This window comes from Pantoea sp. EABMAA-21 (assembly GCF_030053335.1).
In the GTDB taxonomy this organism is placed as follows: domain Bacteria; phylum Pseudomonadota; class Gammaproteobacteria; order Enterobacterales; family Enterobacteriaceae; genus Pantoea; species Pantoea communis.
The window spans coordinates 86,719-99,413 of record NZ_JASGBX010000002.1 but is presented as its reverse complement, the minus strand read 5'-3'; the positions used below and the strand labels follow the sequence as shown (position 1 = coordinate 99,413).

The following is a 12,695-nucleotide window of genomic DNA, read 5'->3' as shown; positions in this document are numbered from 1 at the left end:
TGAACACCCTGATATACTCCGCGCCGTTTTCACCCGTTCTTTAACATCCAGCGAGAGATACCGATGCATCCGATGCTCAACATCGCCGTGCGCGCAGCGCGCAAGGCCGGAAATTTAATTGCCAAGAATTATGAAACCCCGGACGCTGTCGAAGCCAGCCAGAAAGGCAGCAACGACTTCGTTACCAATGTTGACCGTGACGCAGAACGTCTGATTATCGAAGTGATTCGTAAATCCTACCCGCAACACTCCATCATCACCGAAGAAAGCGGTGAACTGGCGGGCGATGATCAGGACATTCAATGGGTAATCGATCCGCTGGATGGCACCACCAACTTCATCAAACGTTTACCACATTTCTCTGTATCTATCGCTGTGCGCATCAAAGGCCGCACCGAAGTGGCTGTGGTCTACGATCCAATGCGCAACGAACTGTTCACCGCTGTACGCGGTCAGGGCGCACAGCTCAATGGTTATCGTCTGCGTGGCAGCACCGCGCGTGACCTGGATGGCACCATCCTGGCAACCGGCTTCCCGTTCAAGCTGAAACAGCACGCAACCCCTTACATCAACATCGTGGGCAAACTGTTCACTCAATGTGCTGACTTCCGTCGCACCGGTTCTGCTGCGCTGGATCTGGCTTACGTGGCCGCTGGCCGCGTGGACGGTTTCTTTGAGATCGGTCTGAAGCCATGGGATTTCGCTGCGGGTGAACTGCTGGTACGTGAAGCGGGCGGCCTGGTGACAGACTTCACCGGCAACCATGGCTACATGATGTCAGGTAACATCGTTGCAGGTAACCCACGCGTTGTGAAAGCCATGCTGGCGACCATGCGTGAAGAACTGAGCGAAGCGCTGAAGCGCTAAGCACCAAAAAGGCGGATATCATATCCGCCTTTTTTTACGCCGTTAAAACGGTCGTAACCCGCTACTCATCATCGGCTGTGCGCTTTGCCACAGTAACCACCCTGCCAGTACCAGCAGAATCCCACCTGCTAATCCTAATGCCGGCATAATGATTTTCGCCCCGTGCGACATTGCACTGTTTGCCCCTAGCTTTTCAGCTAATCGCCGCGATCGTTGAACTAATAAGCCCATTGCGGAGACCGTGACCGCCGTACCGATGGCCATGGCCACCGCCGAGGCCACACCCCACGCATAAACACCAATCACCTTAGAAAACAGCAGCATCATGATGGCGCCAGAACAGGGACGCATGCCCATGGAGAACACTACCAGCGCCTGGGTTTTCCCGCTCACCGCGCGATCCATCTGTTCAGCACTCGGCAGATGCGCATGACCGCATCCGCAGTGTTCATCATGCTGGTGATGTGGGCGAATGGCGTGAATCTGAATCTTCGCCGACGCGGGACGTAATAGCGGAAGTAATGTACGCAGCGCACGCCAGCCGACCCACACGCCCAACGCCATCACCAGCAGATAACTGCCCTTCTCCAGCCAGTAACTGCCGAGATGCATTTGCCGCGATGAGGTTTGCAATACCACCAGCATCACTGTGACCAAACCAATCGCCACACCGCCTTGTAACAGTGCGGCCAGTAGCGTCAGTTTCATGCTGGTTTTCAGCTTCGCGGGATGCGTCGCCAGGAAGGTGCTGATCACCACTTTGCCGTGCCCTGGGCCCAGCGCGTGCAGCACACCATAAGCCAGGCTAAAAAGCATTAAAGTCACGCCCGCCTGCTGAGGCTGGTCAGCGACTTGTTGCAGGAGTTGGGTCATTTCGCGATTGAGGACTTTCTGCCACAACACGCTTTGCAGCAAAATTTGCGACCAGTGCTGCCACAGGGTATATCCGGCAGCAAGCATCACTATGGCCAGCAACCAAAGCGGCCACAGTCTGCGTGAACGAGAAGGCAGAGAAATCAATGACATGTCAGGGTTACCGTTTGCGCGAATTGCTGACCAAGATCCATGTCTTCCGGCGGCGCATCGGCTTTATCCAGCGACAGCGCATATTGCTTGAGCGAGTCATCCGGTTTGGGGGTGTGTAAGTCTATCTGGCAGTGTGCTTTTACGCCGTCGTCCATGGTTAATGCCTGTGGGTTATCGTAATACATATCAACAAAGTAGCTCGGATCGAAGGTCTGAATACGATACTGTTTCGCACTCAGCGACTGGGGTTCGCCAAACGGCACAATAAACTCCAGCACTGCTTTGTTGCCGTTGCGCGACAAATTGTACTCTTTGGGCAAATTCAGGAACTTCACCCGCGTTTTGTCCTGCCATACCTCTGAGAAGTAATGTTGCCCCAACACGTTCGCCATCACCTGCGCCGCCAGCTTTTTCCATACCACGTCACCGGGTTTCGCTTTGCCGGCATCGTAAAGCAGATCGGCTGAAGTAATTTCATCCATGGTCCACACCATTTTCATGCCTGTCAGGTGATCGTTTTCGCTGACAAACTCGTTTTTCATATCGATAAAGCTGTGCGGATGAGACCAGGCTGCAGCGCTGAACAACAGCGTAAAAGGAATGAGTGCAATTTTCATGTGTTATAAAGTAACAATTCTCAAGTGAAGATTATACTGGTCCAGAAAAACTGTGACCCGCCTAAAAGCTCTGAGCAAAAGTCACGACAAAGTGCAGGGTTACCGCGTGGAGTTAGCTATTCTTAACTCAAAAATGACCCGCGGATAATACTATTGATGAGTTCTGCACCTTCATCTGCACCACTCTTCAGCCGTGCCCAGCGTCGTTGTCATCTGCTATTGCTACTGTTTCTGCCTGCTCCCGCGCTAACGCTTGAAAAGCTCTGCCAGTTAAATGGTGTTGATCCTGCCGTTGCCCGACAGGATATCGCGGATGTCGGTGATGAGATACAGCGCTTCCATCAACTGGAGTTACACCAGATGGTGGATGGCAGCTTCCGCATACATGGGACGGAACTGGACAGGCGGCTCTGCCTGCTCCATTGGCTGCGACGCTCGCTGCGTCTGTCGCAGGATTTCGTCTGCGAACATTTTGCTCCCGTGCTGCGTCAGCGCCTGAAAGTCCTCAATATCGAAAAGGCGCTGTGGGATGAAACCAATCTGCAGGCGTTAATTCAACATTGCAGTCTGCGACTAAGCCGCGATTTCACGCCGCGCGATCGCCTGTTCCTGCAAATCTTTATGAAGTACGCGCTTTGCCAACGGCAAAATGCACTGTTTAATGAAAAACAGCGGGCATGGCTGGCAGCAAAAACCGAGCGTGCTGCCGCAGATGATGTGATTCACCACTGGCAGAAACGCTGCCATTTAGCGCCGGACGTTAGCGAAACCGACTTCTGGACGCTGCTGTTCAGTTTGATTCATGCGCCGGATGGGAATCAGCTTGAAGACCACCAGGCACAGCAGCTCATGCTGGCCGTAGAAGCGTTAATCGCCCGTTTTGAACAGTTGGCACAGACACGCGTCAAAAATCAGCACGAGCTGAAATTGCAATTATTCACGCATCTGGCGCAAGCGCTGGATCGCAGTCACTTTGCCATTGGGATTGATAACAGTGTGGCATTGGACGTGGCACGTCTTTATCCACGTTTACTGCGCACCACCGAACGCGCGCTGTATCACTTTAGCAGTGATTTCGGCACGGAATTTAGCGCGGAGGAAGTGAGTCTGGTGGCAGTGTTGTTCGGTGCCTGGCTGATGCAGGATAGCGCACTGCAGGAGAAGCAGGTACTCCTGTTGACCGGCGCGGATGCGGCAATGGAACAATTACTGGAGCAGCAAATCCGCGAGATAACGCTGCTGCCAATCAACATCACTTATCAGGATATGCTGCACTTTCAACGAGAAGGTGCACCGCGTGACGTGGCGCTGGTGATCACACCCTACGCCACATCGTTACCGTTGTTTTCACCGCCGCTGATCCACGCCGAGCTGCCGCTGAGCTACCATCAGCAGCAGCGCATTCGTCAACTGCTGGAAGCTTAAGCGGCGCGCGGACGAAGGAACAATGCAGGAAGCGCCACCAGTGCCATCACCCAGAACAGATGTCCCTGTAAATGGGTAAACAGCTCACCGCTGATCATCGTCATCACGGCAATCCCGCCGCCCATCGCCAGTGCAGAGTAAAGCGACTGCAATCGAATCACCTCGGCCCCTTTGCGCGCGGCAATAAAGCGCATCGCTGCCAGATGGCATACGGTGAAGCTGCCACAATGCAAAATCTGAGCAGCAATGAGCAGCGGCAGCGCGGTGCTGGATCCCAGCATCACCCAGCGCACTAACGCACAGCAGCAAGAAAGCAGCAGCAAGTCGCGGGCACTCCAGCGACGGAACAGACGATTGCTCAGCGCGAAGATGACGATTTCCGCCATTACGCCCAACGACCATAGATAGCCAATCACCGATGCGGAATAGCCTGCTTCCTGCCACCAGATAGCACTGAAGCTGTAATAAGCTGCATGTGCCCCCTGCATTAGCGTCACGCATAACATAAAGCGCCAGACCGCGTTCTCCCGTAGCATATCGCGCCACGCCGTCCAACCGCCGCTTGCCCCCTGCCGCACATCACCTTGTGGCCGGGTTTTGGGTACTAACATCATGCCGCTAAGCATGGCCAGCAAGCCCACACTCAGCAGTGCCAGAATCGCCTGTGATGACCAGGCACTCACCAGCATCCCCGTCAGCGCAGAGCTAATCACAAACGCCAGCGAACCCCATAGCCGCACCGGGCCATAAGCCAGACCAATTTGCTGCGTCCAGGTCGCTGCCAGCGCATCGCTGAGCGGCACCAACGGCGAGAAAAACAGGTTGAAGCCCACCATGACCAGTAACAGCCATAACCATTGGCCGCCAAACCAGAAACCTAACGCAAAAAGGCACGTCATCAATGCCAGCAGCCGCAACGCCAGAATCAGCTGAGAAGGGTTTTTAACCTGCGAGGCGATCAGCAGGCTACCGACAAATCGCGCCACCATGCCGCAACCGAGCAGTAAGCCGATTTTTTCAGCGTCCAGGCCTATGCCTTTGAGCCAGACGCTCCAGAAAGGTAAGTAGATGCCGTAACAGAAGAAGTAGGTGAAGTAGCTGAGTCCCAGCCATCTGGCCGATCCGATGGTCATTTTGCCTCCCACAGGCATGTCAGCTGCGCCCGCAGCCCATTGGGCCGCTACTTTGTCAGAGGCTTGAACAAAAGTGAAATGAAAGGTCGGGGAATCGCTTTTTCTGCGACAGGCTTCGTATCGGAAATCGTACCTCAGACGCCGTAATAACAAGGTCTGCGTGAACGCTTCATGTGCGGTGTGTGCGGTGTGTGCGGTGTGTGCGGTGTGTGTTGACTCTATACAGCATGGGTCGCGTGCATAAAAAAAGGATGGCAAGCGCCATCCTCTTTAATCACATCAGCATGGTGCCAAATCAGGCATACACAGGCAGACGCGCACAGATATCGAGTACCTTCTGCTTGGTGCGCTCGATGGTCGCTTCGTCGTTGATGTTGTCCAGCACGTCAGCGATCCAGCCAGCCAGCTCACGCACGTCTGCTTCTTTGAAGCCACGGCGTGTCACTGCAGGCGTACCGATACGCACACCGGAGGTCACGAATGGGCTCTTCGGATCGTTAGGTACACTGTTTTTGTTCACAGTGATGTTAGCACGGCCCAGCGCGGCATCCGCTTCTTTACCGGTCAGGTTTTTGCTCACCAGATCGATCAGGAACAGGTGGTTATAAGTACCGCCTGAAACGATGTTGTAGCCACGCTCCAAAAGAACTTCAACCATTGCTTTGGCGTTTTTAGCCACTTGCTGCTGGTAAGATTTGAACTCTGGCTCCATTGCTTCTTTGAACGCCACCGCTTTACCCGCGATCACGTGCATCAATGGACCACCCTGACCACCCGGAAACACCGCAGAGTTCAGTTTTTTGTACAGATCTTCGTCGCCGTTTTTCGCCAGAATCAGGCCACCACGTGGACCCGCGAGGGTTTTGTGGGTGGTTGAAGTCACGATGTGTGCATGCGGAACCGGGTTCGGGTAGACATCAGCGGCGATCAGACCGGCAACGTGCGCCATGTCAACGAACAGGTAAGCGCCCACGCTATCAGCGATTTCGCGCATTTTTGCCCAGTCGCACACGCCAGAGTATGCAGAGAAGCCACCGACGATCATTTTTGGCTTATGCGTTTTAGCCAGTTCAGCCAGTTCGTCGTAGTTGATTTTGCCGGTTTCGTCGATGCCGTAAGGGATGACGTTATACAGCTTGCCTGACAGGTTCACTGGTGAACCGTGCGTCAGGTGACCACCGTGCGCCAGGTTCATACCGAGGATAGTGTCGCCCGGCTGCAACAGCGCAGTGTAAACCGCGAAGTTAGCCTGTGAGCCAGAGTGCGGCTGTACGTTGGCAAAGTCTGCGCCAAACAGCGCTTTCGCGCGATCGATTGCCAGCTGCTCAACGATATCAACGTATTCACATCCGCCGTAGTAGCGTTTGCCCGGATATCCTTCGGCATATTTGTTGGTGAGCTGTGAACCTTGCGCCTGCATAACGCGTGGGCTGGTGTAGTTTTCAGAAGCAATCAGTTCGATGTGCTCTTCCTGACGCACCTTCTCTTGCTCCATAGCCTGCCACAACTCGGCATCATAATCGGCAATGTTCATATCACGCTTTAACATCCGGCATCTCCTGACTAGCTAACTTTTTTAACGGCAGTTTAGGCCCCGGCAAGGGGCGAAGGCCAACAGTGTAAACGGTTTTGACAGGTGACGGTAGCGCCAATCCCCTCTTTTTACGCAAACGATTGGCACGGCGCTGGAACGGGTTTTTTACGCCTTTTTGCAAGCCTGTAAATCACGATATTTGCTCACGCTGGAGAGGAATATTTTTCAGGTTTGTGGGCCAGCTTGCAGCTTCAGCACCTAACCCGCAATCAAAACAGGGGATTTACAGGCTAGATGAACGATCATAAGATGCATTTAAAATACATGTTTAAATTCACTGTGAGGCATTCACCATGCTTGATGCGCAAACTATCGCTACCGTAAAGTCTTCCCTGCCCGCTATTGCTCAGCTTGGCCCGCAACTCACTGGCCACTTCTACCAACGTTTGTTAACGGCACATCCGGAACTGAAAAACGTCTTCAACATGAATAATCAGCGCAGTGGCAATCAGCGTGAGGCGCTGTTTAATGCCATTGTCGCGTACGGCAGCAACCTGGAGAACCTGGCGGTGCTGCTGCCGGCGGTAGAGAAAATTGCACAGAAGCACACCAGCCTGAATATTCAGCCCGCACAATATGCGGTAGTCGGTGAAACGTTGCTGGCCACCATCGAAGAGTTACTCAATCCCGGCGATGACGTCTTACAGGCGTGGGGCAAAGCTTACGGGGTGCTGGCGGATGTGTTTATCCAGCGTGAAGAGGCGATTTATTGCGCCTCAGAAGAGAAAGTCGGCGGCTGGCGTGGCGCGCGTGACTTCCGTATTCGCACCATCAACACTGAAAGCTCAGTAATTAAAAGTTTTGAGCTGGTACCTAACGATGGTCAGCCCGTCGCCGATTTCCTGCCCGGACAATATCTGGCTGTTAGTCTGCGACCTGAAGGAAGCGAAAATATCCAGCATCGCCAGTATTCACTCACCCATCTACCTAACGGTAAATCCTATCGTATCGCAGTGAAGCGCGAGGAACACGGCAGCGTTTCCGGTTGGCTGCACACCCATGCGAAGGTCGGTGATATTGTGCAATGTGCTGCACCGGCGGGTGATTTCTATTTGCAAACAAAGGGAACCGCGCCGATCACGCTGATTTCTGCCGGTGTGGGTCAAACTCCGATGCTGGCAATGTTAGCCAGCCTGGCTGAGCAGCAGTATGCGGGCGCGGTTAACTGGCTACATGCGGCCGAATGTGGTGCACAGCATGCTTTCGCGGATGAAGTGCAAGCCACAGGTGCTCGCCTGCCACATTTCACCAGCCATATCTGGTATCGCGAGCCGGAAAGCGTGGACAGTGGCCGTTTTGATGCGCAGGGATTCATGGACCTCGCAGGCATCTCCAGCCAATTGAATCAGGCCGACCGCCAGTTCTGGCTTTGCGGCCCTCTGCCATTTATGCAGTTTGTCGCGCGGCAGCTGGTCGATGCCGGTATCAGTGCCGATCGTATCCATTATGAAGTTTTTGGCCCGCACAAAGTGCTGTAAACAAAAAAGCCTGCATCATGCAGGCTTTTCAACAGGCTAACGAAGGGGCTTAGATCGCCTCTTCGTCCTCTTCACCGGTACGGATTCGCACCACGCGCGCCACGTCGAACACAAAGATTTTGCCGTCGCCGATTTTGCCGGTCTGCGCGGTATTCATAATGGCTTCAACGCAGGTGTCGACGATGTCATCACCGACCACCATTTCGATTTTCACTTTTGGCAGAAAATCGACCATGTACTCCGCGCCACGATACAGCTCAGTGTGGCCTTTCTGGCGACCAAAGCCCTTCACTTCACTGACCGTCATCCCGGTGATGCCCACTTCAGCCAACGCTTCGCGCACATCATCGAGTTTGAATGGTTTAATAATTGCATCGATCTTTTTCATGACAGATCCTTTTTTCACTCCCTCCATGATGGACGGATAACAAGTAGTATATACCCGTCCTGCTTCAAGTTGCAGAGGGGTTGGCGGCTCTCTTTTCCCCAAATCGCTTGAAGAAGTAAGCTCATCGGGATGCTTTCGTTTGCCGTCTGACTGCAACTCAAATTATTTGGGGTAGTCAATGGATGAATCAATATGCCGCAGCAAGCTACTCTTTAAATTCACTGGCGTCCAGCTCATGGCGTGACAGCAGCTTATAGAATTCTGTACGGTTACGTCCAGCCAGACGCGCAGCGTTAGTGACATTTCCTTTGGTCATTTGCAGCAATTTGCGCAGATAGTTGAGCTCAAATTGATTACGTGCCTCAACAAAAGTCGGCAGCGCCGTATTTTCACCCGCTAACGCCTGCTCAACCAGCGCATCCCCGATCACGGGTGACGTGCTCAGCGCGACACACTGCTCAATCACGTTGACCAGCTGCCGCACGTTGCCAGGCCAACTAGCCCCCACTAAACGTTTCATCGCATCCACAGAGAAGCTGCGCACGAAGGGTTTATGGCGTTCGGCCGATTGGCGCAAGAGATGGTTCGCCAACAGCGGAATATCCTCTGCACGTTCATGTAGTGCGGGAATCTTCAGATTCACCACATTGAGGCGATAGTAGAGATCCTCGCGGAAACTCTTTTTCTCCATCGCTTTGGGCAGATCGCGATGGGTGGCCGAGATGATGCGCACGTTGATATCGACATCCCGATTACTGCCCAGCGGACGCACTTTTCGCTCCTGCAAGACGCGCAGTAGTTTGACCTGCAACGCCTGTGGCATATCACCAATTTCATCAAGAAACAGCGTGCCACCCTCCGCCGCCTGAAACAGCCCTTCACGCGCACTCACGGCACCGGTGAAAGCCCCTTTGGCGTGACCAAACAGCTCAGACTCCAGCAGTTGCTCCGGTAGCGCACCACAGTTAATGGCAATAAACGGCTTGTTTGCACGCGGGCTGGCGGCGTGAATCGCCTGAGCCAGCACTTCTTTTCCGGTACCGCTCTGGCCATTGATTAACACGCTGACGTCGGATTGCGCCACCATGTGCGCTTGATCCAGCAAACGCAGCATCAGTGGATTGCGCGTCACTACCGCTTCACGCCAGGTATCATCACTGACGGGCGCGCGCTGTGCTAACGCTTCATCAATGGCTTTATACAGCGCGTCACGATCCACCGGTTTCGTCAGGAAACTGAATACGCCCTGCTGCGTGGCAGAAACCGCTTCGGGGATCGAGCCGTGCGCCGTAAGAATGATCACCGGCAAACCCGCATGGCGTTTCTGGATTTCGCCAAATAACGCCAGTCCGTCCATTTCATCCATACGCAGATCGCTGATCACCAGATCAACTTTCTCTTTCTGCAACTGGCGCAGCGCATCCGGACCACTTGCGGCGGTGGTCACCTGATAGCCTTCACTGCTTAAGCGCATGCCAAGCAGTTTAAGCAGGCCGGGATCGTCATCCACCAGCAGTAAACGTGCAGACTGTTTCATGGTCACTGATCCTCACTTTGTGCATCACTGGCACCGTGCGATGTATCGCTGCTGTCCGCCGGTTTACGGGACGACAGCTGGCGTTCGATGTCAGTTAAGCGCTCAAGCTTACGCTGAGTCTCCTCCAGTGATTGACGCAGTTTGGTTTGCTGCTGGCGCAGGCTATCCAGCTCAGTATCGTGGCTTTGCTGGAGTGCAGCATAGCGGCTGCGTTCACCGCTTAACGCCAGCTGCGCCGCCTGATTACTACGCCACAACATTAATAACGGACGCACGGAGGCTGGATAGGAAGCGCTGTAGCCGTCTAGCGTATCGACGAACTGACGGCGCTCAAAGGGCGTCACATTGCCATTTGCCAGCAGAATGCCTTGTTTAAAAGCACGCGACCAGCCTTGTACTGGCCAGCGCCGTGCCTCAGCACGCGCTTCCGCTGGGGATAAACGCTCACCACAGTCGATAGCACGCTGCCAGTAGAGGGGGTTGCTCATGGCTGTTGGCGTTTCAATCTTCCACACGTTTTGACAATCGGTCGCCAGATAATCAGGCAGCCGCACTTCTGGCTCAGGAAGATTGGTGCCATCGTGTAACGCGCTGCCCGTGGACGGTGTCTGGCAGGCACTCAAGCCAAATGCCACCAACGCGCAGCTAAAAAGTTTAATCAGGGTGTGTTTCATTAATCAGGCATTCCCGGCGCTGGTCGTCAAAATGATTCGAAAACAGACATCCGCATCCTTGCGCGTTACCAATTGCAAATCGCCCTGCATCCTGCGCAGGCAATCTTTCGCGATGCTTAACCCCAGCCCGCTGCCTTTAACTGGCCCTTTGCGCTGCTGGCTGCCCTGAAAAAAGGGCTCAAAAATCATCGCCTGCTCTTCAGCCGGAATCGGTGTGCCGGTGTTCGCCACCTCAATCCACACCTGGTTGCCTTTCTGTTGGCTCTGCAGCCAGATGTTACCGGATTCGCTGCCGTAGTTCACGGCGTTCGAATAGAGGTTATCGATGACCCTTTGCAGCAATGATGCCTCTGCCAGACAGTGCACCACCTGAAGATCAACATGGGTGGTGATCTGACGTGCACCGGCGGGCAATGAATGGATTTTAACGACCGCATCAACGATGTCATTGATTGCTACCGGCTCCAGCGCCATGGGGCCATCCGCCAGTTTGCGGTTGTAATCCAAAAGTTGTTCGATGAGACGCTGCAAATGGCGGCTGCTGGTATCAAGAATCGCGACCACTTCTTGCTGTTCCGCATTGAGCGGCCCGGCCACCTGATCGGCCAATAATTCCGTGCCTTCACGCAAGCTGGCAAGCGGGGTTTTCAGTTCGTGCGAGAGATGACGCAGAAACTCATGTCGCTGCTCTTCCAGCCAACTTAGGCGCTCGCTCAGCCACACGATGCGCTGACCGAGTGAGCGGATTTCACGCGGACCGCGAAAACTCACGCTGTCACCCAGCGCTTTGCCTTGCCCCAGTCGGTTAATCATCCGTTCAACGCGTTTAACCGGGCCGATGATCATGCCGGTAAACAGCAGCACCAGTGCCAGACTGATCAGAAACAGAATCAGCGCCTGCCAGCCGAAAAACTGGCCGCGATCGGCGATTTCGCGCTGAAGCTGCAAGCCACGCGAAAATACCACTTCACGCGTCGCCTGCACCATTTGCGCATTGGCATCAGAAAAATGTTCGAGGGCCGTTGCGGCTTTTGCCACTGGGTTACCGTTGTCGCACTGCACGCTGGCGAGCTGCGGCAAGGTTTCCTGCAACGCTTTGAAGGAAGGAAGATCCGGCAGGCTATCCGCATGGCTGGTGAGCATCTGACCGTACCGCGTCCACTGCGTCTGATAAAGCTTTTGCAAGGTGGCATCCCCTAACACGCAATATTGACGATAACTGCGCTCCAGCTCGAGCGCCGTGCGCGCCATCGCTTCGCTGCGGCGTACGTCGGTGAAGGTATTGCGATTGGTATCTGCGGCCTGATTACTGAGCGCAGACAAACTTTCCCAGGCTTGCCACGCCAGCACCAGCAATGGCAACAGGACCAGTAAAAAAGCCATCAAGACTAACTGCCGCAGGGATCGGGGAAACAGACGCCATCTCTTCACTACCGCGCATCCTTTAATGTGAGCTGCTGGCATGCTAACGAAGTATCAATAGGGAAGAAAGTACCGAAAGGAAAACGGCAGCCCTTTTGGGCTGCCGTGAGAGCGACGCCGCAGCATCGCTTGCAAAATAGGTGGAGCCTAACTCAACGTTGCGTCCGATGCTTGATAACGTTGCAAAGCAAGCGATTATCGGTTGGGTGGACGGCAGGCTCCGTTTGGTGCGTCATTCGAATTTTATGAGCTCAACCGCAGTGCGGGGCAATCATAGACAGGAGAATGAGCAACGCAGTGAGTATAGCAACTATCGTGCCAGAAATGAAATAGCATTGATTATCAGAGTAATGCGAGGTGTGACGCAGTTTTTTTATGAAAAAGCGGACCGGCTGGTCTGGCGAAAGTGTCGCTGATCAGCAACGAGTTAGAGGATGAAAAATTGATCCAATATAAATCAATAATTTAAATGTCACCATTTAGCGACACATCAATATCGTGTTTGTCGCTAATTTCCGACAATTTTGCGAGCCA

General features: G+C 53.9%; 11 protein-coding genes. 3 read left to right on the top strand and 8 right to left on the bottom strand.

What is annotated here, in order from left to right; genetic code table 11:
- The first annotated feature begins 63 nt into the window (after positions 1–63).
- Complete coding sequence (gene suhB, locus QMZ65_RS03930) at positions 64–867, top strand: inositol-1-monophosphatase (RefSeq protein WP_058959149.1); 804 nt, start codon at positions 64–66, stop codon at positions 865–867.
- 42 nt (positions 868–909) lie between these two features.
- On the opposite strand, the gene QMZ65_RS03925 is transcribed toward suhB, so the two are convergent.
- Together QMZ65_RS03925 and QMZ65_RS03920 are read right to left on the bottom strand one after the other, a co-directional pair.
- Positions 910–1,893 carry a nickel/cobalt transporter gene (locus tag QMZ65_RS03925; RefSeq protein ID WP_058959150.1) on the bottom strand — a complete coding sequence of 328 codons (984 nt, stop codon included), beginning with the start codon at positions 1,891–1,893 and terminating at the stop codon, positions 910–912.
- Entirely contained in the window at positions 1,884–2,510 is a 627-nt protein-coding gene (locus QMZ65_RS03920; protein ID WP_058959151.1) for a DUF1007 family protein, read from the bottom strand. Before QMZ65_RS03920 ends, QMZ65_RS03925 begins: the two co-directional genes overlap by 10 nt.
- Before the next feature lie 156 nt (positions 2,511–2,666).
- Between QMZ65_RS03920 and csiE the strand changes: the two genes are divergently transcribed.
- Complete coding sequence (csiE, locus tag QMZ65_RS03915; RefSeq protein WP_283215469.1) at positions 2,667–3,935, top strand: stationary phase inducible protein CsiE; 1,269 nt, start codon at positions 2,667–2,669, stop codon at positions 3,933–3,935.
- Here csiE and QMZ65_RS03910 read toward each other — a convergent pair.
- Both QMZ65_RS03910 and glyA read right to left on the bottom strand, forming a co-directional pair.
- The gene (locus QMZ65_RS03910; protein ID WP_283215468.1) at positions 3,932–5,068 is read right to left on the bottom strand and encodes a 3-phenylpropionate MFS transporter; all 1,137 of its coding nucleotides are present in this window, start codon (positions 5,066–5,068) and stop codon (positions 3,932–3,934) included. The genes csiE and QMZ65_RS03910 overlap by 4 nt on opposite strands.
- A gap of 295 nt (positions 5,069–5,363) precedes the next feature.
- Positions 5,364–6,617 carry a serine hydroxymethyltransferase gene (gene glyA, locus QMZ65_RS03905; protein WP_045814929.1) on the bottom strand — a complete coding sequence of 418 codons (1,254 nt, stop codon included), beginning with the start codon at positions 6,615–6,617 and terminating at the stop codon, positions 5,364–5,366.
- Between the two features lie 338 nt (positions 6,618–6,955).
- Here glyA and hmpA point away from each other — a divergent pair, with 338 nt between their 5' ends.
- Positions 6,956–8,140, top strand: coding sequence for an NO-inducible flavohemoprotein (hmpA, locus tag QMZ65_RS03900; protein ID WP_097118613.1), 1,185 nt, complete (start codon positions 6,956–6,958; stop codon positions 8,138–8,140).
- Between the two features lie 49 nt (positions 8,141–8,189).
- Here the strand turns inward: hmpA and glnB are convergent, their stop codons facing one another.
- The 4 genes from glnB to QMZ65_RS03880 form a co-directional block, all read right to left on the bottom strand.
- A complete protein-coding gene (glnB, locus tag QMZ65_RS03895; protein WP_034825643.1) occupies positions 8,190–8,528 on the bottom strand; it encodes a nitrogen regulatory protein P-II in 339 nt (112 codons plus the stop codon).
- Positions 8,529–8,733: 205 nt separating this feature from the next.
- Complete coding sequence (gene glrR / locus QMZ65_RS03890; protein ID WP_058959153.1) at positions 8,734–10,065, bottom strand: two-component system response regulator GlrR; 1,332 nt, start codon at positions 10,063–10,065, stop codon at positions 8,734–8,736.
- Positions 10,066–10,067: 2 nt separating this feature from the next.
- Positions 10,068–10,739 (bottom strand): two-component system QseEF-associated lipoprotein QseG, encoded by a 672-nt coding sequence (gene qseG, locus QMZ65_RS03885; protein ID WP_097118614.1) that lies wholly within the window; start codon positions 10,737–10,739, stop codon positions 10,068–10,070.
- Between the two features lie 3 nt (positions 10,740–10,742).
- Positions 10,743–12,170, bottom strand: a complete 1,428-nt coding sequence (locus QMZ65_RS03880) for a sensor histidine kinase (protein WP_283215467.1) — start codon at positions 12,168–12,170, stop codon at positions 10,743–10,745.
- Between the last annotated feature and the right edge of the window lie 525 nt (positions 12,171–12,695).

Bases quoted from the DNA above. Each gene is read 5' to 3' on its own strand.
- csiE (WP_283215469.1), top strand. From the start codon at position 2,667: ATGAGTTCTGCACCTTCATCTGCACCACTCTTCAGCCGTGCCCAGCGT.
- QMZ65_RS03910 (WP_283215468.1), bottom strand. From the start codon at position 5,068: ATGACCATCGGATCGGCCAGATGGCTGGGACTCAGCTACTTCACCTAC.
- glyA (WP_045814929.1), bottom strand. From the start codon at position 6,617: ATGTTAAAGCGTGATATGAACATTGCCGATTATGATGCCGAGTTGTGG.
- QMZ65_RS03925 (WP_058959150.1), bottom strand. From the start codon at position 1,893: ATGTCATTGATTTCTCTGCCTTCTCGTTCACGCAGACTGTGGCCGCTT.
- hmpA (WP_097118613.1), top strand. From the start codon at position 6,956: ATGCTTGATGCGCAAACTATCGCTACCGTAAAGTCTTCCCTGCCCGCT.
- glnB (WP_034825643.1), bottom strand. From the start codon at position 8,528: ATGAAAAAGATCGATGCAATTATTAAACCATTCAAACTCGATGATGTG.
- qseG (WP_097118614.1), bottom strand. From the start codon at position 10,739: ATGAAACACACCCTGATTAAACTTTTTAGCTGCGCGTTGGTGGCATTT.
- QMZ65_RS03920 (WP_058959151.1), bottom strand. From the start codon at position 2,510: ATGAAAATTGCACTCATTCCTTTTACGCTGTTGTTCAGCGCTGCAGCC.
- glrR (WP_058959153.1), bottom strand. From the start codon at position 10,065: ATGAAACAGTCTGCACGTTTACTGCTGGTGGATGACGATCCCGGCCTG.
- suhB (WP_058959149.1), top strand. From the start codon at position 64: ATGCATCCGATGCTCAACATCGCCGTGCGCGCAGCGCGCAAGGCCGGA.